The sequence below is a fragment of the Lentzea sp. NPDC042327 genome (assembly GCF_040647275.1).
Lineage (GTDB): Bacteria > Actinomycetota > Actinomycetes > Mycobacteriales > Pseudonocardiaceae > Lentzea.
On sequence record NZ_JBEZBX010000001.1, the window covers coordinates 486,446 to 507,388 of the forward strand.

Genomic DNA, 20,943 nt, shown 5'->3' on the forward strand with positions numbered 1-20,943 from the left:
CGGCCCGGGGAACCGTGAGCCGGCCGGATCCCCGAGACCGGCCGGCTCACACCTGGCGTCAGGCCAGGTAGCGCGAGTAGACGGGCGAGGCGTGGCACTCGGCCCGGTAGGCCGCCGCGGCGTCGGCGAGCACCGGGCGCGCGTGCTCGGCCACGACGCCTTCCCGGTGCCACAGCAGCAGGAACCGCCGTTCCAACGCGTCGTCGGCGAGCAGCCGCACCGCCACCTGCTGGTGCCCCTCGCAAATGGCCTGCGACAACCCGACCGCGCCGGTGCGGACCGCGGCGACGGTCGTCGAGTAGTTCTCCGCGACGTGCCGGACCCTGGGCGTGAACCCGGCGGCCCGGCAGGTGGCGCGGAAGTACTCGTGGAACCGCGCCGAGTCCGGTGGCGGCAGCACCCACTCCTCCTGCGCCAGCTGGTCGAGCCGCACGACCTTGTGGCGTGCCAGCGGGTGGTCCTCCGGCAGCACCACCATCGTCGGGTCCAGCGCGATCACCGCGGTGTCCACGCAGGCAGGCACCGCCGCCTCGAACCCCGGGTAGTCCTTGACCACGCCGATCTCCAGCCGCCGCTGGGCCACCAGGTCCACCACGAGGTCGCGGCACTCGCTGTCGAGCAGCGACGCGCCCTCGCCGCGGGGCAGCCGGGCCGCGGCGATCGCCGGCAGGTGGGCGAGGATCGGGGAACACGCCCCGCCCACCCGCACCCGCGACGAACCGGGGCCGATGCGCGACTCGATGTCGTGCACCAGCCCCTCCATCAGCGGCAGGACGGCGGCGATCCGGCTGATCAGCAGCTCACCGGTCGGGGTCGGGGTCACCGCCGTCGCGCGGCCGCGGTCGAACAGGCGTTGTCCCAGCGCGTTCTCCAGCCGCTTGAGCTTGCCGCTCACCGCGGGCTGGCTGATGCCGAGCACCACCGCCGCCTCGGACAGGCTGCCGGTCTGACCGATCGCCCGCACGAGCCGGAGGTGGTGGACGTCGAGCTCCATGCCGTCACACCCCGTCCACACCTCTACGTGTTTCTTCCGTTCCCTGATCCCCTGCTGGTTACGGTGGTACTTGCAGATGCCGGGTCAGCCGGGGGTGGTGACGCGGGGGCCGGGCGGTCGCAGGATGCCGGCGGTCCTCCCGATCGCAGCGTAGAGCGCGAACGCCACCACGACGGAGTTGATCGTCGGAATGCCCACGGGCACGAACGCGCCCACCGCCGCACCGACCGCCCAGCACACCAGGGAGGCGGGCACCCAGTCCGGCGGGGCCGGTGGCAGCTCGCCGACCGCGCCCCACTCGGCCAGCTCGCGCCGCCACGTGCGGACCACGAAGTACTCGGCGATCACGATGCCCGCGACCGGTGGCGTGATGATCCCGATCCACGTCAGGAACGTGGTGAAGTGGTCGAGGATGCCCAGCGCGGACAGCAGGGTGCCCAGCGCGCCCAGCGCCAGCGTGGCCCTCGTGCGGGTGAGCGTGCGGCCCAGCAGCACGTCCGCGGTGTTGACCAGGCCGAGCGAGGCCGAGTACAGGTTCCAGTCGTTGATCTTCATGATCGCGGTGACCAGGATGAGCGTGCCGAGGACACCGGAGGTCGAGGTGACGGCGGCGACCACGTCGGCGCTGCGGGCGGCGTGCGCGAGCAGCACCCCGGTCAGGCCGATGAGGTACTCCCCCAGCGTCACGCTGATCAGCGTCTGCTTGACGACGTCGCTCACGCGCCGGTTGAACCGGGTCATGTCCGGCGTCATCACCGCGCCCATGATGAACGCGCCCGCGACCAGGGTCGTGCCCTGGGCGACGGACAGCGCCGGGCCCGGCGGCGGCATGGCGACCAGGTCGGCGAGGTCGTGGCGGCGCAGCTCCTGCGTGATCGCGTACCCGGCGAGCAGCAGGAACGCCGGCACCGTCAGGTACGCGGTCCAGGCCATGGTGTGGAAGCCGGCGACGACGATGCCGGTCACCACGATCCCGCCGAACACCGCCCACACCCACACCGGCGGGCCGCCCATCAACGAGTGCAGGCCGTGGGCGAACACGTCGTTCTGCACGCCGAACCACCCGGCGAGGCTCAGCGTGACGAGCAGACCGACCAGGCCGGAGCCGCGGCCGCCGAACCCGGCCCAGCGGGCGAGCACGGACGTGGAGACGCCCTCCCGCATGCCGGCCACGCCCATCAGCACGGTCACGACCTCCAGCATCACCGCGCCGAGCGTGATGGCCAGCACGGCGTCCTGGAACGTCATGCCGAAGCCCAGGACCGCGCCGAGCAGGAACTGGTGGAACGAGGAGACCTGCCCGAACCGCTGCACCGCCACGGAAACCCAGGAGCAGCGCGCCGAGTCGGGCAGCCGGCGCAGCGAGTAGTCGTCGTGCACGGGGTCAGCTCTCCTCGTCGTCGGACTGCAGCAGCACGAAGCCCTGGTTCGGGTGCGGCTGCCAGGTCAGCTCGCGGGCGTAGAGCAGCTCGAGGAACTTGACCCGCTGGTGGTAGGCGAACACCGAGCTCTCGGTCCCGGTGATGGCGGGCGTGTCGACGAACAGGGGCAGCTCGGCCAGGAAGTACCGCACGGCGCTGCGCAGCTGGACCTCCGTGGGCACCTCGCCGTCGGGCAGCTTGCGGTCGAGCACCCAGCGGGTGGCGTCCAGGCAGTGGCCGGCGAACTCCTCGTCGTGGTCGAACAGGTCGTGGCCGTTCGTCAGCAGCCGCAGGTAGCACGGGTTCTCGGCCAGGGTCGTGCCGTCGAGCACGTGGTCCTCCGGGCGGGCGACACCGACGTCCCACAGCGCGCGGCACACCTTGTTGACCACGTACTGGCCCTGGCGGCGTGCCTTCGTCCTGGCGCGTGCGGGGTCGTAGCCCAGTGCCTCCAGGGTGAAGGCCGCCGCGTGGTCGGGGATGAAGAAGTGGAAGCGCTCGAACTCGGCGATCGCCCAGCGGGCCAGCGCGGTGATGCGCTCGACCGAGAAGTAGCTGTTGAACGGGCTGACGCCGACGCACACGTGCCGGCCGCTTCGCAACGGCCGCGCGCAGTGCTCGGTCAGCGGGGTTGTCAGCAACACCGTTGGCTCCGAGGAATTTCACAGGGGTGCAGGGAAACCGGAAAGTCCGGATTCCGACCACTATGCGGAGCAGTCCACCCGGCAGGTAATGCCGAACGGTCATGCCGCAGCCTTATGCGCTGTCCAGGATTGAGCTGAACGGTCTGGTGACAGGGCGCCGCGGACCGAGCGTAATGAGGTGCATGGAACTCCAGGTCCGGCATTTGCGCGTGCTGCTCGCCATCGCACGCGCGGGCAGCCTCAACCGGGCGGCGGGCGAGCTCCGCCTCCCGCAGCCCGCCGTCAGCCACCAGCTGCGGCGCATCGAACAACTCGTCGGCGACCGGTTGTTCGACCGCGACCCGCGCGGGGTGCGACCGACCCGCATCGGCGCGCTCGTGCTGGCCCGCGCGGAGGCGATCATCCCCGCGTTCGACGAGCTGGACCGCGACTTCCGCGCCCACCAGCAGGCCGCCACGGGGGTCAGGGTGGGCTGGAACGACAGCGCGCTGGCACCGGACGTGTTCCGCTGCGTGCTCGACCTGATGCCCGGTCACGAGCTGACGACCAGGGCGGACATGTCGCACAGCCGGCTGGTGCAGCAGGTGGTGAACCGGTGCGTGGACCTGGCGCTGGTGCTGGTCTGCGGGCCGCGGACGCTGGCGGTGCCCGGTGCGGTGCGAGTCGCGCGGGTCGTGACCGAGCCGTCGTTCGTGGCGCTGCCGTCGTGGCACCGGCTCACCGGCGCGGCCGCGGTCGACCTCGCGGACCTCGCCGACGAGCGGTGGATCGTGTCGAGCTGCGGCGACGGCTGCCGGATCGTGTTCAGGGAGATGTGCCTGGCGCACGGGTTCACCCCGCGCATCGCGCACGACGTGGACACGCTGCGGTTCCGCCTGGTCGCCGGCGGGCACGGGGTGTGCCTGGTCCAGCCGACCACGCCGGAAACGCCGGGAATGGTGCTGCGGCCGTTGACGGGAACGCCGATGACGGTGCAGCACCTGCTGTTGTGGCGCACCGACCACCCGTTGGCCGCGCAATTCGAGGAAGTGCACGCCGCCGCGGTGAGCTCCTACCGGAAACTCGCCCGCGACAACGCGGTCTACCGCGCGTGGCTGGAGGCGGATAACGGCACGGCATAGCCGAGCGGCAGTGGGCGCGGTGGCACGGCGTGGACACACTCGGTGGACCGCCGCAATTGCGCCGAGGAGCCGGAAAGGGACTTCTGCCATGCTGCCGCTGATCACCCGCGACGAGCTCAGGAATGGCATCGACACGGGCACGCTCGTCGTGGTCGACACCATGCCCGTGGCGTACTACGAAAGGGAGCACCTGCCGGGTGCGGTGAACATCCCCGGCTATCCCTACGACGACGCGGCGGCGTTCACCGACCGGCACGCCCCCGACGTGCTGCCCGACAAGTCCGCGGACATCGTCGTCTACTGCGCCAACGCCCCGTGCCGCAACAGCGACTTCGTCGGCGCCCGGCTGGCCCAGCTCGGGTACGCCCACGTGCGCAAGTACCGCGGCGGCATCGAGGACTGGGTCGGTGCCGGCCTGCCGACGTCCACTTCGGACACCTCCAGCGCCTGAGCGCTCCCGAGACGTTCCGCCGCCTCACCCTGCCACACCCGAGGAGTTCACCCATGTCCCTGCTCACCCGGCTGCGCCACGTCGGCGTCGCCCTCGTCGCGGTCGCCGCCACCCTGCTGGTGGCCGCACCCGCCTCCGCGGCCCCGTCGGTCACGGCCGACGGGAACGTCGTCAAGGTCACCTCCGCCAACCACGCCGAGATCCTGGAGATCTCCCGGACCAAGCTGGTCGTCCTCGACTTCGGGGCCACCTGGTGCGGTCCGTGCCGGCAGATGAAGCCGGTCATCGAACGGCTCGCCGCCGAGTACGACGGCCGGTTCCTGCTCGGTGAGGTCGACGTCGACGTCAGCCGCGACCTGTCCTCCAAGTACCGCATCCAGTACCTGCCCACGCTCGTCCCGATGCGCAACGCGGCGGAGCTCCCCGGCTCGCGCAACGTCGGGTACCGCGGCGAGGCCGCGCTGCGGTCGTGGATCGACGCCCAGCTCGCCAAGGGCTGACGCGGCCGGCCGGCGCCCTCGTGCCAGGGCGCCGGCCGTTCGCCCACCCGGCCACCGCGGCGCCCCTGCCGCCGCGTTTCCCTGCGAAAGGAGCCGGCCGTGCTCCCGTACCGCGCGCTGCTCGCGCTGTCCGTGATCGTCCTGCTCGGCTGCCTGACCGAGGTGCTGCCCGCCGGGTTGCTGCTGGGCATGTCCGCCGACTTCGGCGTGCCGCCCTCGACCACCGGTCACCTGGTCACCGGCTACGCCCTCACCACCGCGCTGGCCGCGGTGCCGCTGACCGCGCTCACCTCCCGGTTGCGGCGCAAGCCCGTGCTGCTCGGGCTCGTGTTCGGCTTCGGCCTGACCAACCTCGTCATCGCCGTCTCCCCCTGGTACGGCCTCGTCCTGGCGATGCGGATCGCCTCCGGCGCGATCACCGGCGTGATGTGGGGGCTGGTCGCGGTGTACGCGATGCGGCTCGCGCCACCGCACCTGTCCGGGCGCGCACTCGCGGTCGCCATGGCCGGTACCCCGCTGGGCTTCGCCGTCGGCGTGCCGGCGGGCACCGTGCTGGGTGAGCTGGTGGGGTGGCGGTGGGCGTTCGTGCTGATGGGCGTGATCGCCGTGCCGTTGCTCGGGTGGGTGTCGGCGGCGGTGCCCCCGGTGGCGCCCGAACCGGTGCGGGTCAGCATCCCCGCCGCGTTGCGCGTGCCCGGCATGGTCCCGGTCGTGCTGATGGTGCTCACGTTCTCGTTGGCGCACAACATGTTCTACACGTACCTGGGTCCCGCGCTGGAGCAGGTGGGCAGGGAGTGGTTGCTCAGCACGGCATTGCTGGTGTTCGGTCTCGCCGCGGTCATGGGCCTCCTGGCCGTGGGCAGTGCGCTGGACCGGTTCCCGCGCGGGGTGCTGGTGGCGTGCCCGGCCGCGGCGGCGGTGGCCATCGCGCTGGTGCCGCTCGCCGACGGCTCCGCGCCCCTGCTGCTCGCGATGGCGTTGTGGGGCTTCGCATTCGGAGGTGCGCCGACCGCGTTCCAGGCGGTCACGGCACTGGTCGCGGGCCGCACGGCGGACTCGGCGCAGTCGCTGACGATCGCCTCCTGGAACGCGGCCGTGGCGGGCGGTGCGACCGTCGGCGGCCTCGTCCTCGACACCGAACCGGCCGCACTGGGCGCGGCTGCCGCCGCCGTGATGGTGCTGCCGCTGCTGGTGGCGCTGCGGACCCCGGTGGCGAACCGGGTTCCGCAGCACACCGGGTGATGCCACCCGCCGGTCCGCGCACATCGGGCTGACCGGCGTGAAGGCCCGCAACTGCTCGTCGCCGCCGAACACGATCAGGCGCCGACCCGGAGCAGCACGCGGGCCGGGCCCCGGTCCGGCTCAGTGGTCGGACAGACCGGCCACGATCGACGTGGAGGCCGCCCGGCGGGCCGGCAGCACCGCCGCGAGCACACCCGCGACGCCGACCGCGAGGAACAACGCCACCAGCTGCCCGAACGGCACGGACACGACCATCCGCAGCTCGTCGTCCCGCGACAGCGCCACCACGAGCAGCACCGCGGCCGTGCCCCCGACGAGGGCGCCCAGCACGGCACCGGCGAGGGCGATGAGGCTCGACTCGACCAGCAGCACCTTGCGCAGCTCCGCGCGGGTGAACCCCAGCGCGCGCAGCAGGGCCGACTCCCAGCGCCGTTCCAGCACCGACAGCGTCATGGTGCTCGCGATGCCGAGCAACGCCGTCAGCACCGCCAGCCCGATCATCGCCCAGACGAACGCCAGCAGCCGGTCGACCTGCGCGGTGAAGCCGGCCCTGACGTCGGCGAAGCTCACGACCTGCGCGGTCGGCACGGACTGGGTCGCCGCGGCCAGCACGGCCCTGCCGTCGGTGCCGGGTGCCGTCTTGACCGCGATCGTGTCCACGCCGGTACCGGGCCAGGCGGCACGGTCGGTGTAGGCGTCGGCGCCGCCAGCCGGTTTCACCACCGCGACCACGCGCAGGACTCGGGAGGTCCCCTCGACGGTGCCGGTGACCTCGCTGCCGACGTCCGCGCCGATCCTCCGGGCCGTCTCCTCGGTGAGCACGATCCCGTTGCCGCGCATCGAGCCCAGGTCGCCGCGGACGACCTCGGGGCGGATCAGCGTGCCGAGCGCTTCCGGGGTCACGGCGGTCATGTTGGCCCACCGGCCGGTCTCCCCCGGCCCGAAGGTGAACGGGAGCCAGGTCTGGCCGCCGGCCGCCTCGACACCGGGTGCGGTGCTGATCCGCTCCAGCAACGCCGACGGCAGCGGGCGGTCGCTCACGGCGCTGCGGACCTCGTAGTCGGCGGGGAACCGCTCGGCCAATTCGGTGTCCCTGGTCTTCTGCACGCTGGTCGCGACCACGGTCAGCATCGTCACGACCGCCACGCCGACCAGCAGCGCGGCCGTGGTGGCCGCGGTGCGGCGCGGGTTGCGGGTGGCGTTGGCCGTCGCCAGCGCGGCCGGGACGCCGAACAGCGACCGCGGCAGGGCGCCCAGCACCCGCAGCACCGGCCCGATGATCAGCGGGCCCGCGGTCACGACCGCGGCGAGCAGGGCGATGCCGGCGGCGACCGCGAGGACCATGGCGAGCTTCGGCCCCGAGGCCTGGGTCAGCGCCAGCCCGGCGCACAGCGCGGCGAGGACCGCCAGCACGACCGCCACGACGGTGCGGGCCCGACCGGTGCGCGCGACCTCCTCGCGGCTGTCGGCCTGGGTGCGCAGCACCTCCATCGGGGAGATCCGGGTCGCGCGCCGGGCCGGCGCCAGCGCGGCCACCAGCGTGACGCCGAGCCCGACGGCGAACGCCCCGGCGACCGCCGCACCACCGACCGGCAGCCGCACCGGCGACGACCCGAGCACCGCCTGCAGTGCCGCCGCCAGGCCGATCCCGGCTGCGAGGCCGAGCACCGAGGCGACCAGCCCGAGCACGGCGGACTCCAGCAGCACCGAGCGGAAGACCTGGCCGCGGCCGGCACCGATGCTGCGCAGCAGGCCGAGCTCACGGGTGCGCTGGGCGACGAGGATCGTGAACGTGTTCATGACGACCATCGCCGCCACCACGAGCGCGACCACCGCGAAGAGGCTCATCGCCAGCGCCACCTCGTCGTTGCCGCCGCTGCGGTCGAGCAGCCGTTCGGTGTAGGCGGCGCCGCTGGAGACGGTGAACTCCTCGCCCAGCGCGGCCCGCAGCCGCTCGACGAGCTCGCCCTGGCCGGCTCCGGCCGAGCGCACCACGACCAGGGCGTCGTAGGGCGGTCGCGCCGGGTCGACGAACGGCGTGACGTCGGGCAGCAGGACCTGGGCGCTGCCGGGGCGTTCGGCGGTGCCGCTGTCGTAGACACCGCTCACGGTGAACCGCACCGGCGCCGAGTCGGTGCCGAGCAGCGTGACCTCGGCTCCGACCGCGAGGCCGCGGTCGCGGGCGGTCTGCTCGCTGACCGCGACCTGCCCGGCGCCGGGCAGCGCGCCCCGCACGACCTCCTGCGGCCGCAGTGCCGGGTCGGCGGCGAGGGGCACGAGGCCGGCCTCGTCCGCACGGCCGGACGCGCCGACGATCGGCACGGGCACCGTGCGCCGCAGCTCGGCGGAGGCGACACCGTCGACGGCGCGCACGGCGGCGACGTCCGGCAACGCGCGCTCGACCGGTTCCACGACGGCGTCGACACCGCGGGCCGAACGGGCGAACTCGTCGCTCATCTCCGCCCGCAGCGCGTCGGCCAGCACCGCCGTGCCCGACACGAACGCGACGCCGACGACGATCGCGAGCGACGACAGCACCAGCCGCGCGAACCGGGCGCGCAGCCCGGCCAGGGTGGTCCGCAGCATCACGCCCCCAGCCTGGAGAGCACGCCCAGCACGGACTCCGGTGTCGGGTCGTGGATCTCGCCCGCGACCCGGCCGTCGGCCAGCAGCACCACGCGGCCGCCGTAGGACGCGGCGACCGGGTCGTGCGTCACCATCACCACGGTCTGTCCCAGCTCCCGCACCGAGGTGCGCAGGAACTCCAGCACGCCGGCGCCGGTGCGGGAGTCGAGGTTGCCGGTCGGTTCGTCGGCGAACACCACGTCCGGCTTGCCCACCAGCGCCCGCGCGCAGGCCACGCGTTGCTGCTGGCCGCCGGAGAGCTCGGCGGGCTTGTGCCGCAGCCGGTCGCCCAGGCCGAGGGTGTCCACGACCGCCGCGAACCACTCGCGGTCCACCTCGCGACCGGCCAGCCGCAGCGCGAGCAGGATGTTGTCCCGCGCGGACAGCGTCGGAAGCAGGTTGAACGACTGGAACACGAACCCGACCCGGTCGCGCCGCAACCGGGTCAACCCGTTGTCGGACAACGCCGTCAGCTCGGCATCTCCGATGTGGACGGTGCCGGCGTCGGCCCGGTCCAGGCCGGCCAGGCAGTGCAGCAGCGTGGACTTGCCCGACCCGGACGGGCCCATGATTGCGGTCAGCTCGCCGGCGCGGAACGCGACGCTCACGCCGTCGAGTGCGCGCACCGCCGCCGGACCGCTGCCGTAGGTCTTCACCAGTTCGTGTGACGACACCGCCCCGCGGACCTCCGCTCGGGACACTGGGGACGTTGGAGACACCGTCATCGCACCTGCTTCGTCTTCGCCGGGATTTGTGCGGCCAGACGACGGCGGCACCGCGACCGGTTCTCCACGGCCTGATTTGTGACGCAGACCACACCAGCGTGAGAACCTGTTCCGCGATCCCGACGTCTTGCGGAGTGTGAGAGCAATCCGGGGTGAGCCCGCCGTCCTCGACGAGGAACACCTCGTGCGCCGAGTCGCACGGGGTGACCGCCGTGCGTTCGAGGAGCTCTACCGCCGCACCGCGCCGTGGCTCACGATCCGGCTGCGCCGGCGGTGCTCCGACGACCAGATCGTCGCCGAGGTGCTGCAGGAGACCTACCTGGCGGTCTGGCGGGCCGCCGACGCTTTCGCCGGTGCCGCCACCGGGGGCAGCGCGGTCGGCTGGCTGTGGACCATCGCGGCCCGGCGGCTGGTCGACGCCTTCCGCCGTCGCGCCCACCACGCCCAGCCGCCCACCGCCGCCGCGGTCGAGCCGGTCGTGCGCGCCGCGGAGGACGAGGCGCTCGACGGGGTGGTCGGCGACGAGGTCGGCGACGCGCTGCGCACCCTGGCGCCGGAGCTGCGGCAGGTGCTGCAGGCGATGGTGCTCGACGGGCTGTCGGTGCGCGAGACCTCGGTGCTGCTCGGGCTGCCGGAGGGCACCGTCAAGACCCGCGCGAGGCGGGCGAGGATCGCTATGCGGGAGGCACTGTCATGACCGCCCACCACCCCGCGGAGCAGCTGCTGCGCCGGTACGCCCGCGGTGCCCAGGACCTCCCCGCCGACCAGCTGTGGGCGGTCGAGTCGCACCTGGAGACCTGCGCGCCGTGCCGCGGCCGCCTCGCTCCCGACCCCGTGGCCGACGCGGCGTGGGCCCAGCTGGCCCCGCTGCTCGACCACACCCCGCAGATGCCGCGCGCGCGGATGTGGCGCCGCCGCCTCACCACGTGGACCTCCCCCGTCGCCGGTCCGTGGCTCGCGATGATCATGCTGGTCACGCTCGCCTCGGTCCTGCTCGACCAGCTCGGGGCGGCCTCACCCGACGACATCTCGCTGGTGCTGCTCATCGCCCCCGTTCTGCCCGTGCTGGGCGTGGCGGCGGCGTGGGGGCGTGCTCTCGACCCGGCCTACGAGCTCGTCGCCGCCACGCCGCGCGCCGGTCTGCCGCTGGTGCTCAGGCGCACCGCGGGCGTGCTCGTGGTCGTCCTGCCCGGCCTGGCCGTCGCCGGGTGGCTCACCGGCGCCTCGCCGGCCCAGTGGCTGCTGCCGTGCCTCGCCTTCACGACCGGCACGCTCGCCCTGGGCGGGCTGATCGGCGTCACCCGCGCCGCCACCGCCCTGGTGGTGCTGTGGGCCGCCGTGATCGCCGCACCGACCGTGGCGCTCAGCCGCACCCCCGTCCTCGACCCCGCCGTCACCCCGGTCTGGGTCGCCGTGCTCGCACTCGGACTGCTCCTGATCGCCCTGCGCAGGACCGCTTTCACGCGCCTGGAGGCCCACCGATGACCGCACCCACCACCTACGCCTGGGAGATCGAGGCGCGCGACCTCGTGGTCAAGGTCGGCCGCCGCCGCACCGCCGTCGACGGCGTCACGCTCACCATGGGCCGCGGCGTCCACGGCCTGCTCGGCCCCAACGGCGCCGGCAAGACCACCCTCATCCGCGCACTGGCCACCGTGCTGCGCCCCGCCTCCGGCACGCTGTCCCTGCTCGGCGACCCCGACCTGCGCTCGCTGCGGCGGCGCATCGGCTACCTGCCGCAGGAGTTCGGCCACTACCGCCGGTTCACCGTCCGCGAGTTCGTCGAGTACATGGCGTGGCTCAAGGAGGTGCCCGGCCCCGAGATCCCGGCCGCCGTGCAGCGCGCCGTCGAGCGGGCCGGGCTCGCCGACCGCGCCGACGACCGCCTCAAGACGCTGTCCGGCGGCATGGTCCGCCGCGCCGGCATCGCGCAGGCCATCGTCAACGACCCGGAGGTCCTGCTGCTCGACGAACCCACCGCGGGGCTCGACCCGGCCCAGCGCCTGCGGTTCCGCGACCTGCTCACCGAGCTGGGCACCGACGCGTGCGTCGTCGTGTCCACCCACCTGGTCGAGGACGTCGCCGCCGCGTGCACCGACGTCGTGCTGCTCGCCGAGGGCAGGCTCGTGTTCCAGGGCACGCCGGCGCAGCTCGCGGCGGCGGGGACCGCCGGACACGCCGGGGACAGCCCGATCGAACGCGGCTACAGCGCGTTGCTCGCCTCGCCGCGGCAGCGTGGGACGTGGTGAGGCCCTCACCCCGGCGGTGGCGGCGGTGAGGGCCCTGCGCCTGGAGCTCCGGCGCTCCCTCGCCCCCTGGGCCGGCCTGCTGCTCGTCGCCGGCGCGGTGGCCGTCCTCTACAGCCTCAGCGCCCCGTGGTGGAAGGGCCGCGAGGCGTGGGACGCGCAGTGGCACACCGCCGCCGAGTGGCTGCGGTTCCTGCTGGTCTTCCTGTGGCCGCTGACCGTGGGAGCGGGCGCCGTCGCGGGCCTGCGCGACCACCGCGAGGGCACCCGGGACCTCCTCGCCACCACCGCCCGCCCCACCTGGCACCGCGGCGCGGCCACCGCCGGTGCCCTCGCGATCTGCCTGGCGCTCGGCTACCTGGCGGTCTTCGCACTCGGCGCGGCCCAGGCCGTGTGGCACGGCGGGATCTTCCACCTCGCCTGGCTGCCGACCACCGCCGTCGGCGCGCTGGCCGTCGTCGCGGGCGGATGGCTGGGCATGGGCCTCGCCCGCGTGTTCCCGTCCGTCCTCACACCGCCGCTGCTCGCCGTGAGCGCGATGGTGGCGCTGGTGTTCCTCACCATCTCGCAGGACCCGGGAACACAACCGGAGCAGGTCCTGCCGAACCAGGTCGTGCTGCTGTCACCGGCGCTGTGGGCGGTGCGCAACGTCTACGCCACCGTCTCCGGCGCGGTCCACCTCGGTCAGGCGATCTGGCTGACGGGGCTGGCGCTGACCGGCTTCTGGCTGCTCGTCGCCCCGTCCGCGCGGCTGCGGGTGGCGGCGCTCGTACCCGTCGTCGTCGGGGCGGCGGTCGCGTTGCCGGTGCTGCCCGCCCGCACCTTCGTGCGCAACGAGGCCGTGTCCGCACTGGTGTGCCGCGGGCCCGCGTGCGTGGCGCGGCTCGATCAGTCCTCTTTGGACGAGCTCGCACCGGCGGCCGAGGAAGCCCTGCGCCTGCTGCGGAAACTCCCCGACCCGCCCACGTCCGTGCGCGACGCCGCACAGCCGAGCCGGTCGCTGCACACCGTCCCGCGCACCCCGGACGTCGTGCTGATCCACCTGACCGGCGGCGCGTTCGAGTACTTCGAACCCGCTGACTGGCGCACCGAGCTGGTGGCCGGCGCGGGTACCCCCACCTGCTTCACCGACCTCGACAGCGACCGCGCCACCGTCCGCGAGACGGCGGCCAGGACCGCCACCGCGGCCTGGTTCACCGGCCGGCTCACCGACCTGCACAACTATCGCTTCCTGCGCGAAGCCGCCGCCGAACCCGCCCGCCAGGCCTGGGACCTGCTCCGCGCCCTCCCGCCGGAGCAGCAGCTGCGTCAGGTGAGCGCGGCCCGCGCGGTCGGGCTGTCGTGCCGAGGCGACCAGCTCACCGCGCTCACCGGCGGGGTGCTGTGAGAGCCCTCCTGCTCTACGCGCGCAGCCGGCAGGTGCCCGCGTCCGCACTGGCAGCGGTGGTGTGCTGCCTGCTCGTCCGGGTCGTGACCCCGTCTGCGCCCGACCCGAGGTGGCCCGCGCTGGCCATCACCGCCGCCGTCTGCGCCCTGGCCACCGGCCTGTCCGGCCAGGACGCGGACCTCGACCGGACGGCGGCCTGGCCGTGGCCGCTGTACCGGCTGGGCCACGTCGCCGCGATCACCGTCGTGGCAGTGGTGCTCGTCGCCGGCACCGCGCCGCTGCCGTTCGTGCTGCGGGGGTGCATCGGCATGGCCGGACTTGCCGCGCTGGGCGCCGCGTTCTTCGGCGGGCACCTGGCCTGGCCGCTGCCGTGCGCGGCGTTCGCCGTCACGTTCTTCACCGACAGCTGGTTGGTCGCGCCGCCGGACTCGGTCCAGGCCGGTGTGGTGATGGTGGCATTCGGTGTTGCCGGAACTGCGGTCTACGTTTTATTTCAGCCTGCACTGAACTTATAGTGAGCTAAGACATCCTTGGGCCCCGCCAGAACATGAATGGCGGTTTCTTTTCCGTTCCGCCGGGTATGTACGATTTCGTGACGGACCTGACTGTCGACTCAGCGGACCTGCTCGCCGAGGGATACACCGCCGAGTTCCCCGACTCGGACGCGGACGAACCGATCCTGCGCGACGCCAGCGGGCGCGAAGTGCTGACGTGGCGGGAGAACTACCCGTTCACCGAGCGGATGTCGCGCCCGGAGTACGAACGGGTCAAGCGGCTGCTGCAGATCGAGCTGCTGAAGCTGCAGCACTGGGTGACCGAGACCGGGCAACGGCTCGTGATCCTCTTCGAGGGCCGTGACGCCGCCGGCAAGGGCGGCACCATCAAGCGCTTCAGCGAACACCTCGACCCGCGCGGCCTGCGCACCGTGGCACTCGGCAAGCCGAGTGAGCGCGAGCGCGGCGAGTGGTACTTCCAGCGTTACGTCCGCGAGCTGCCGACCGCGGGCGAGATCGTGCTGTTCGACCGGTCCTGGTACAACCGGGCCGTCGTCGAGCACGTCATGGGTTACTGCACGAAGGACGAGTACGACCTGTTCATGAAGCAGGCGCCGGAGTTCGAGCGGATGCTCGTCGAGGACGGCGTGCTGCTGGTGAAGCTGTGGTTCTCGGTGTCGCGCAACGAACAGCGCACCCGGTTCGTGATCCGGCAGATCGACCCGGTGCGGCAGTGGAAGCTCAGCCCCAACGACATCAAGTCGCTGGACCGCTGGGACGACTACACCGAGGCCAAGGTCGCGATGTTCCGGTCCACGGACACCGAGATCGCGCCGTGGACCGTGGTGAAGAGCAACGACAAGAAGCGCGCGCGGATCGAGGCGATGCGCAGCGTGCTGGCGCGGTTCGACTACGCCGACAAGGACGTCGATGCCGTCGGGACGCCCGACGTCCGGGTCGTCGGCGCTGCGGCGACGTTGCTGGAGGAGGGCGAGGACGACACGGCGTTGAGCCCGACGCCGATCGCGCCGAGCGCCGAACCGGGGCCGGGGCTGCACCCGTGACCGGGAGCCGGGGAGCCTGGCACCGCTCCCCGGCCTCCGGTGTCCGTCAACGGGTCAGCGACACGCGGGTGAAGTCCACCGGCACGTCCAGCGCCACGTTGATGTAGTTGGTGAACACGTTCAGCGCCACGTGCGCCACCGTCTCCACGATCTCCTCCTGGCTCAGCCCGGCGTCACGCGCGGCCTGCACGTCGGAGTCCGCGATCTGGCCGCGCTTGTCGACCAGGGTCACGGCCAGGGCGAGCACGGCGGCGGCGCGCGGGTCGTCGGACTGGCCGCTCTGCGCGCTGGTCATCTCGGCGGTGGTGGCGCCGGCCTTCTTGCCGAGCATCGTGTGCGCCGAGAGGCAGTAGTCGCAGCGGTTGCGGTCGGCGACGGCCACGGCGACCATCTCGCCGAGCTTGGCGCCGAGCACGCCGCCGCCCAGTGCGCCGAACTGGGCCCACATGCTCCGCAGTGCGGCCGGGGAGTTGGCGACCGCGCGGAACATGTTCGGCACCAGGCCGAAGGCGCCCTTGATCTGTGCCAGGGTCTCGGCGCGCTCGTCGGTGATCTGGTCGGGATTGGTGAGCTCGATGCGGGACATGGTTCTCTCCTTGATGTTGTGGAACGGGATCAGGTGCAGGTGCCGTCGACGGAGCAGACGGCGGGTGGAGTGGTGCCGTCCACGGCGGGTGGGACGGCGCCGTCGAGCAGGCGCGTCACGGCCGAGGCCAGCGACATGTCGTCGACCTGGCCGAGCTGGTGGCCGCGCAGCACGCCGTCGCGGTCGATGAGCACGGTGGTGGGCGTGCCCCGCATGCGGTAGCGGCTGAACGTGACCGGCGCCGGGTGGTCGCCGCTCGCCGCGTCGACGCCGACCGGGAACGGGATGCGGTACTCGTGCAGGAACGCCTTGAGGCTCACCGGGGTCATCGCGCCGTGGTGTTCGAACACGGTGTGCAGGCCGATGACGGCGAGGTCGTCGCCGAAGGTCTTCTCCAGGCGCACGGCCTGCGGCAGCGCGTGGCTCACGCAGCCGGGGCAGAGCATCTGGAACGCCTCCAGCACGACCACGCGGCCGCGCAGGCCGGCCAGGTCGAGCGGCTCGCTGTTGAACCACTCGGTGGTCTCCCACGGCGGCGCCTGCGTGAGCGGATCGGACGCGGGTGCCGGCAGCGGGCTCACCACGACCGCCCGGCGTAGGGCTGCGACCACAGCGCGACCTGGAGGGTGACCGCCTTGAACCAGGCCTGGTGCATGGCGTCGACCTGCTGCTCGTCGTGGCCGCCCGCCGCGAGGAACGGCCGGATCGTCGCGGTGATCGGGTAGACGAACGCGATGATGTAGCGCAACGGGATGTGCGGCACCGAGTCGGCGTGGTCGGTCTCGTTCTTCTTCGGCACGGTGTGCCGCAGCGCGATCTCCTGCTGGTAGGCGAGCCAGCGCTCGTCGTACGGGCGGGTGCAGGTGTCGGTGATCCAGCGGGCGAACCGGGCGCGGACCCGTGCGAGGTACTCGGGGATCGGCGTGCCGTCCGGCGTGGCGAAGTAGGCCACGAGGTGCGGGTGCGAGCCGACGAACCCGTACCAGACGTCCAGGACCTGCTCGATCTGTCCACTGAGGACTTCACCGGCCAGTAGCAGGGCCTCCTGGTCCTCCGGTCCGAACAGGACGGTGGCCAGCAGCAGCTCCAGATCGGCCGGGGTGACCGGGGACGGGGCCAGACCGGGGTCGTCGTGGGTGTAGCCCGGTACGGGTTCAGGAGTGATCATGTCGCTTTCCTTCGCGAGGACGGAGAAGTCCGCTCGTCCCCAGTGGGGCGAGGTTCCGGGACCGGAGCGGTCTTGGAGGAGGTGAACGTCAGTCTGTCACAAACTAGGTAGGACTCCTACCTAGTTCTTCGCTCAGGTGATCCACGTCTCAGCCGGGGCGATTTGCGCCCGGTGCGTACGATCGCCGGGAAAGCACTAGTCACAGGGCGGATCGCATGACTGACACCGACGGCACGGCCAGCCTCGACCGGCGGCTCGCCGACGCCATCGAGCGGATCGGGCACGGCATGCGGTCGCTGGCCCAGCGCACCGCGCGGGAGCACGGGCTGACGCCGTTGCAGCAGCAGGCGGTGCTGGCACTGGCGCAGCAACCGCAGGCACGGCGCGAGGTGGCCGCACTGGCGCAGGAGTTCGACGTCACCACGCCGACGATGTCCGACGCGGTGGCCGCGTTGGAGCGCAAGGAGTTCGTGACCCGCTCCCCCGGCACGGACGGGCGCAGGCGGTCGCTGGCGCTGACCCCCGGCGGCGAGGAGGTCGCGCGTCGACTGTCCTCTTGGGACGACCCGCTGACGGCCGCGCTCGGCGCACTGCCCGACGCGGACCGCGCGACCACGCTGCACACGTTGCTGCGGGTGATCGCGGACCTGCAGCGCACGGGCGTGGTGACCGTGTCGCGCACATGCACGACATGCCGTTTCTTCGGGCCGAACGAACACCCCGAGCCGGACGCGCCGCACCACTGCCACCTGCTGCGCATGCCGTTGCCACTGGCCGGGTTGCGCACGGACTGCCCGGAGCACGAGGCGGAACCGGCCAAGACGCCGGCGGTCCGGCGCAGGCAGCGCACCACCGCACCCTGAGCCTGCGGTCCGAGCCGGTCGGCTCAGCCGTGCAGGCGTTCGGACTGCGAGTCGAGCCGCCCGTCGAGCCGCCGCCGCAGCATCCCCGCCCACGACTCGGGCAGCACCCCGGCGTGCCGGAGCAGGTGCTGGGCACCCTCCCGGTCACCTCGGTCGAGATTGACGACGCGGTGCACCTCCGCGGCGGTGATGCCGTGCATCGGCGTGCTCACCGGGACCAGCCGGTCGCCGTGCACGAGGTGTCCCGGCTGGAGCACCCGGCAGTAGAAACCGGTGCGGCCACTGCGTTGCGCGCGCACCGCCAGGTCGTCCACCCCGTGCCGGGCGGCGAGCTTGAAGCAGGGCCGCCGGGGCTGGGACACCTGCAGCAGCACCGATCCGACGGAGTACACCGCACCGATCACCGCGTCGCTCTCCAGCAGTCCCGACGTCGTGAGGTTCTCACCGAACGCGGGCATCGCGAGCTCACCGATCTCCTCGCTCCAGGTGGTGTAGTGCTCGGCGGAGTACAGCAGGACCGCCTTGTTCGGCCCGCCGTGGTTCTCCACGTCCCCCTGCTCGTCCCCCGCCAGACCGAGGCGGCCGACCTCCACCCGGTGGGGCGTGGGCGTTTTCGCGATGGCGGTGGTCACCGCACGCCCCCGCCACGGCAGCTCCCGCACGACTCCGGTGGACACGACCACCACGTGAGCGTCGCTCATCGGGTCTCCCCCGTTTTCTTGAACTGATCCGGACTGGTTGATCGAAGCGGGCCGAGCATGCCACAATCTTGCTAGGAGTCCTAACTATTCGTTGTCGATGAGGAGCCCGCCTTGACCGCTGACGACCTGGTCGCCGCGTTGCGCGGAGCCTCGTTGAGGGTCACGAAACAACGGCTCGCCGTGCTGTCCGCGCTCGGCAGCCATCCGCACGCCGACGTCGAGCAGCTGGGCCGGGCCGTCCGCGCGGACATCGGATCGGTGTCCACCCAAGCGCTCTACGACGTGCTCACGGCGTTGACCGACGCACGGTTGGTGCGCCGGCTGGACACCGGCGTGCCGGCCCGCTTCGAGCTGCGCGGTCACGACCACGACCACCTGGTGTGCCGCGGTTGCGGCGCGGTGGCCGACGTCGAGCGCGGCGAGCACCCGGCTCCACCGCAGTTCCCGCAGACGCACGGTTTCCGCGTCGACGAGACCGAGGTCGTGCACCGGGGGCTGTGCTCCCCGTGCCACCTCGCAGCCCAGAACCCCTGACCCGAGAAGGTTTCCCTGATGGCGTTCGAGGACAACACCGACCCGCTGACCACCGCCGCCGGCGCACCGGTCGCCGACAACCAGAACAGCCTCACCGCGGGTCCGCGCGGCCCGGTGCTGCTGCAGGACCTGTGGCTGCTGGAGAAGCTCGCGCACTTCGACCGCGAGGTGATCCCGGAGCGGCGGATGCACGCGAAGGGCTCCGGCGCGTTCGGCACGTTCACCGTCACCGCCGACCTGACCGCCTACACCAGCGCCGCGTTGTTCAGCGCGGTCGGCAACCGGTGTGAGACGTTCCTGCGGTTCTCCACGGTGGCGGGCGAACGCGGCGCCGCCGACGCCGAACGCGACATCCGCGGCTTCGCCACCCGCTTCTACACCGCGGAGGGCAACTGGGACGTGGTCGGCAACAACACGCCGGTGTTCTTCTTCCGCGACCCGCTCAAGTTCCCCGACCTCGCGCGCGCCGTGAAGCGGGACCCGCGGACCAACCTGCGCGACCCCGAGAACAACTGGGGCTTCTGGACGAACCTGCCCGAGGCGCTGCACCAGGTGACGATCGTGATGAGCGACCGCGGCATCCCGCGTTCCTACCGGCACATGCACGGTTTCGGCTCGCACACCTACAGCATGGTCAACGCCGACGGCGTGCGGCACTGGGTCAAGTTCCACTTCCGCACCCGGCAGGGCATCGAGAACCTGACCGACCAGCAGGCCGGTGAGCTGATCGGCCGGGACCGCGAGTCGCACCAGCGCGACCTGTACGACGCCATCGAACGGGGCGAGCACCCGGCCTGGACGCTCTACCTCCAGGTGATGCCGGAGGCCGACGCCGCGAGCTACCGCTTCCACCCCTTCGACCTCACCAAGGTGTGGAGCAAGAAGGACTACCCGCTCATCGAGGCGGGCGAGCTGCGCCTGGACCGCAACCCGGACAACTACTTCGCCGACGTCGAGCAGGTCGCGTTCACCCCGGCGAACGTCGTGCCCGGCATCTCGCTGAGCCCGGACAGGATGTTGCAGGGCAGGCTGTTCTCCTACGGCGACGCGGCGCGGTACCGGCTCGGCGTGAACCACCACCAGATCCCGGTCAACCACCCCAACGGCGCGCGGCTCGTGAACACCTACCACCGCGACGGCGCCATGCGGGTCGACGGCAACCAGGGCGGCGTGCCCGGCATCCAGCCGAACAACCACGGCCGCTGGTCCGAGCAGCCCGCCTACGCCGAGCCGGCCCAGGCCGTCGGCGCCACCGCGGACCGGTTCGACTTCCGCGCGGACGACGACAACTACTTCGAGCAGCCCGGCGACCTGTTCCGTCTGATGACCGGCGAGGAGCAGCAGCGGTTGTTCGACAACACCGCGCGGGCGATCAAGGGCGCGCGCAGGGAGACCGTCGAACGGCACGTCTTCCACTGCGGCCAGGCCGATCCCGCGTACGGCGAGGGCGTGCGCAAGGCGTGCGAGGCGATCGGCGCGTTGTGAACCGCCCCGCGCGGCCCGGTCAGGACGGGGCGTAGCGGGCGAGGACCGTCCGCACCGCCTCGTCCACCGAGTGCGCCATCGCCTTCGCGGTCGGCGCCCAGTTCACCAGCAGCATGCGCGGCCAGAAGGCGAAGTTCGAGATCATGCCGAGGAACTGGGTGGCGGCGAGGACCGGGTCGGGCACGGTGAGGGTGCCCGCCCCGGACTCGGCGGCCAGGTAGTCGCGCACGGCGTCGAAGAACGGCTGCTTGCCCAGCCGGAACTGGGTCTGGCCGAGCTCGGGGAACCGCGGCGCCTCCGCGATGACGATCCGGAAGAGCGCGACCATGCCCGGCCGGGTCAGCAGCGCCACGTACCGGTTGCCCAGGGCGGTCAGCCCGGCTCCCGGGTCGCCGGGCGGTGGTGTGAGCGCGCCGTCGTCGCTCCGCCAGTAGTCGGTGACGATCGCGTCGAAGAGCTCGGCCTTGGTCGGGAACTGCTTGAACAGCGTCGCCTTCGACACCCCGGCCGCGTCGGCGATGCGCGCCAGGGAGGTCTTGTCGTAGCCGGACTCCAGGAACAGCGCGGTGGCGGCGTCGACGATCGCCGCCCGCTTCTGCTCGGCCATCCGCTGGTGGTAGGTCGACACCTCGCCATTGTGCCACGAGGTGAGTCACTTGACTCACCACCGGACCGCAGCCTACCGTTCCGAG

Annotated in this window: 23 protein-coding genes; 13 read left to right on the forward strand and 10 right to left on the reverse strand. The window is 72.5% G+C overall.

From position 1 onward, the window contains the following. Positions 1-58: 58 nt before the first annotated feature. From AB0A63_RS01910 to AB0A63_RS01920, 3 genes are all read right to left on the reverse strand, one after another. Entirely contained in the window at positions 59-994 is a 936-nt protein-coding gene (locus AB0A63_RS01910) for a LysR family transcriptional regulator (protein WP_360384246.1), read from the reverse strand. An 84-nt stretch (positions 995-1,078) separates the two neighbouring features. Then, the gene (locus AB0A63_RS01915; protein WP_360384248.1) at positions 1,079-2,374 is read right to left on the reverse strand and encodes a cytosine permease; all 1,296 of its coding nucleotides are present in this window, start codon (positions 2,372-2,374) and stop codon (positions 1,079-1,081) included. A gap of 4 nt (positions 2,375-2,378) precedes the next feature. Continuing rightward, a complete protein-coding gene (locus tag AB0A63_RS01920) occupies positions 2,379-3,059 on the reverse strand; it encodes a tRNA-dependent cyclodipeptide synthase (protein ID WP_360384250.1) in 681 nt (226 codons plus the stop codon). 182 nt (positions 3,060-3,241) lie between these two features. Between AB0A63_RS01920 and AB0A63_RS01925 the strand changes: the two genes are divergently transcribed. From AB0A63_RS01925 to AB0A63_RS01940, 4 genes are all read left to right on the forward strand, one after another. Beyond that, positions 3,242-4,180, forward strand: coding sequence for a LysR family transcriptional regulator (locus AB0A63_RS01925; RefSeq protein WP_360384252.1), 939 nt, complete (start codon positions 3,242-3,244; stop codon positions 4,178-4,180). A gap of 88 nt (positions 4,181-4,268) precedes the next feature. After that, positions 4,269-4,631 carry a rhodanese-like domain-containing protein gene (locus AB0A63_RS01930; protein WP_360384254.1) on the forward strand — a complete coding sequence of 121 codons (363 nt, stop codon included), beginning with the start codon at positions 4,269-4,271 and terminating at the stop codon, positions 4,629-4,631. Between the two features lie 53 nt (positions 4,632-4,684). Continuing rightward, complete coding sequence (locus AB0A63_RS01935) at positions 4,685-5,131, forward strand: thioredoxin family protein (protein WP_360384256.1); 447 nt, start codon at positions 4,685-4,687, stop codon at positions 5,129-5,131. A gap of 99 nt (positions 5,132-5,230) precedes the next feature. Beyond that, a complete protein-coding gene (locus tag AB0A63_RS01940; protein ID WP_360384258.1) occupies positions 5,231-6,373 on the forward strand; it encodes an MFS transporter in 1,143 nt (380 codons plus the stop codon). Between the two features lie 120 nt (positions 6,374-6,493). Here the strand turns inward: AB0A63_RS01940 and AB0A63_RS01945 are convergent, their stop codons facing one another. Together AB0A63_RS01945 and AB0A63_RS01950 are read right to left on the reverse strand one after the other, a co-directional pair. After that, complete coding sequence (locus AB0A63_RS01945; protein ID WP_360384966.1) at positions 6,494-8,959, reverse strand: FtsX-like permease family protein; 2,466 nt, start codon at positions 8,957-8,959, stop codon at positions 6,494-6,496. After that, positions 8,959-9,723: an ABC transporter ATP-binding protein gene (locus AB0A63_RS01950; protein ID WP_360384260.1), complete on the reverse strand. Its 765-nt coding sequence runs from the start codon at positions 9,721-9,723 to the stop codon at positions 8,959-8,961. The genes AB0A63_RS01945 and AB0A63_RS01950 overlap by 1 nt, the downstream gene beginning before the upstream one ends. A gap of 145 nt (positions 9,724-9,868) precedes the next feature. Here AB0A63_RS01950 and AB0A63_RS01955 point away from each other — a divergent pair, with 145 nt between their 5' ends. The 6 genes from AB0A63_RS01955 to ppk2 all read left to right on the forward strand — a co-directional run bounded on the left by AB0A63_RS01955 (position 9,869) and on the right by ppk2 (position 14,914). After that, a complete protein-coding gene (locus tag AB0A63_RS01955; protein ID WP_360384968.1) occupies positions 9,869-10,420 on the forward strand; it encodes an RNA polymerase sigma factor in 552 nt (183 codons plus the stop codon). Beyond that, positions 10,417-11,208, forward strand: coding sequence for a zf-HC2 domain-containing protein (locus AB0A63_RS01960; RefSeq protein ID WP_360384262.1), 792 nt, complete (start codon positions 10,417-10,419; stop codon positions 11,206-11,208). The genes AB0A63_RS01955 and AB0A63_RS01960 overlap by 4 nt, the downstream gene beginning before the upstream one ends. After that, on the forward strand, positions 11,205-11,972 hold the full coding sequence (locus AB0A63_RS01965) for an ABC transporter ATP-binding protein (protein ID WP_360384264.1): 768 nt from the start codon (positions 11,205-11,207) through the stop codon (positions 11,970-11,972). Before AB0A63_RS01960 ends, AB0A63_RS01965 begins: the two co-directional genes overlap by 4 nt. Positions 11,973-11,997: 25 nt before the next feature. Continuing rightward, complete coding sequence (locus AB0A63_RS01970; protein WP_360384266.1) at positions 11,998-13,356, forward strand: hypothetical protein; 1,359 nt, start codon at positions 11,998-12,000, stop codon at positions 13,354-13,356. Next, positions 13,353-13,871: a hypothetical protein gene (locus tag AB0A63_RS01975; RefSeq protein ID WP_360384268.1), complete on the forward strand. Its 519-nt coding sequence runs from the start codon at positions 13,353-13,355 to the stop codon at positions 13,869-13,871. The genes AB0A63_RS01970 and AB0A63_RS01975 overlap by 4 nt, the downstream gene beginning before the upstream one ends. A gap of 77 nt (positions 13,872-13,948) precedes the next feature. Continuing rightward, a complete protein-coding gene (ppk2, locus tag AB0A63_RS01980) occupies positions 13,949-14,914 on the forward strand; it encodes a polyphosphate kinase 2 (RefSeq protein ID WP_360384270.1) in 966 nt (321 codons plus the stop codon). A 46-nt stretch (positions 14,915-14,960) separates the two neighbouring features. On the opposite strand, the gene AB0A63_RS01985 is transcribed toward ppk2, so the two are convergent. From AB0A63_RS01985 to AB0A63_RS01995, 3 genes are read right to left on the reverse strand one after another with little or no spacing between them, the layout of a single operon-like run. Beyond that, positions 14,961-15,500: a peroxidase-related enzyme gene (locus tag AB0A63_RS01985; protein ID WP_360384272.1), complete on the reverse strand. Its 540-nt coding sequence runs from the start codon at positions 15,498-15,500 to the stop codon at positions 14,961-14,963. A gap of 29 nt (positions 15,501-15,529) precedes the next feature. Then, positions 15,530-16,084, reverse strand: a complete 555-nt coding sequence (locus AB0A63_RS01990) for a redoxin domain-containing protein (RefSeq protein ID WP_360384274.1) — start codon at positions 16,082-16,084, stop codon at positions 15,530-15,532. Then, positions 16,078-16,668, reverse strand: coding sequence for a protoglobin domain-containing protein (locus AB0A63_RS01995; RefSeq protein WP_360384276.1), 591 nt, complete (start codon positions 16,666-16,668; stop codon positions 16,078-16,080). Before AB0A63_RS01995 ends, AB0A63_RS01990 begins: the two co-directional genes overlap by 7 nt. Positions 16,669-16,883: 215 nt before the next feature. Here AB0A63_RS01995 and AB0A63_RS02000 point away from each other — a divergent pair, with 215 nt between their 5' ends. Beyond that, positions 16,884-17,531 carry a MarR family winged helix-turn-helix transcriptional regulator gene (locus tag AB0A63_RS02000; RefSeq protein WP_360384278.1) on the forward strand — a complete coding sequence of 216 codons (648 nt, stop codon included), beginning with the start codon at positions 16,884-16,886 and terminating at the stop codon, positions 17,529-17,531. A gap of 23 nt (positions 17,532-17,554) precedes the next feature. On the opposite strand, the gene AB0A63_RS02005 is transcribed toward AB0A63_RS02000, so the two are convergent. Continuing rightward, entirely contained in the window at positions 17,555-18,232 is a 678-nt protein-coding gene (locus AB0A63_RS02005; protein WP_360384280.1) for an MOSC domain-containing protein, read from the reverse strand. A gap of 111 nt (positions 18,233-18,343) precedes the next feature. Between AB0A63_RS02005 and AB0A63_RS02010 the strand changes: the two genes are divergently transcribed. Together AB0A63_RS02010 and AB0A63_RS02015 are read left to right on the forward strand one after the other, a co-directional pair. Beyond that, a complete protein-coding gene (locus AB0A63_RS02010) occupies positions 18,344-18,766 on the forward strand; it encodes a Fur family transcriptional regulator (protein WP_360384282.1) in 423 nt (140 codons plus the stop codon). 18 nt (positions 18,767-18,784) lie between these two features. Beyond that, the gene (locus tag AB0A63_RS02015; RefSeq protein ID WP_360384284.1) at positions 18,785-20,251 is read left to right on the forward strand and encodes a catalase; all 1,467 of its coding nucleotides are present in this window, start codon (positions 18,785-18,787) and stop codon (positions 20,249-20,251) included. A gap of 19 nt (positions 20,252-20,270) precedes the next feature. On the opposite strand, the gene AB0A63_RS02020 is transcribed toward AB0A63_RS02015, so the two are convergent. After that, complete coding sequence (locus AB0A63_RS02020) at positions 20,271-20,879, reverse strand: TetR/AcrR family transcriptional regulator (protein WP_360384286.1); 609 nt, start codon at positions 20,877-20,879, stop codon at positions 20,271-20,273. Positions 20,880-20,943: the final 64 nt, after the last annotated feature.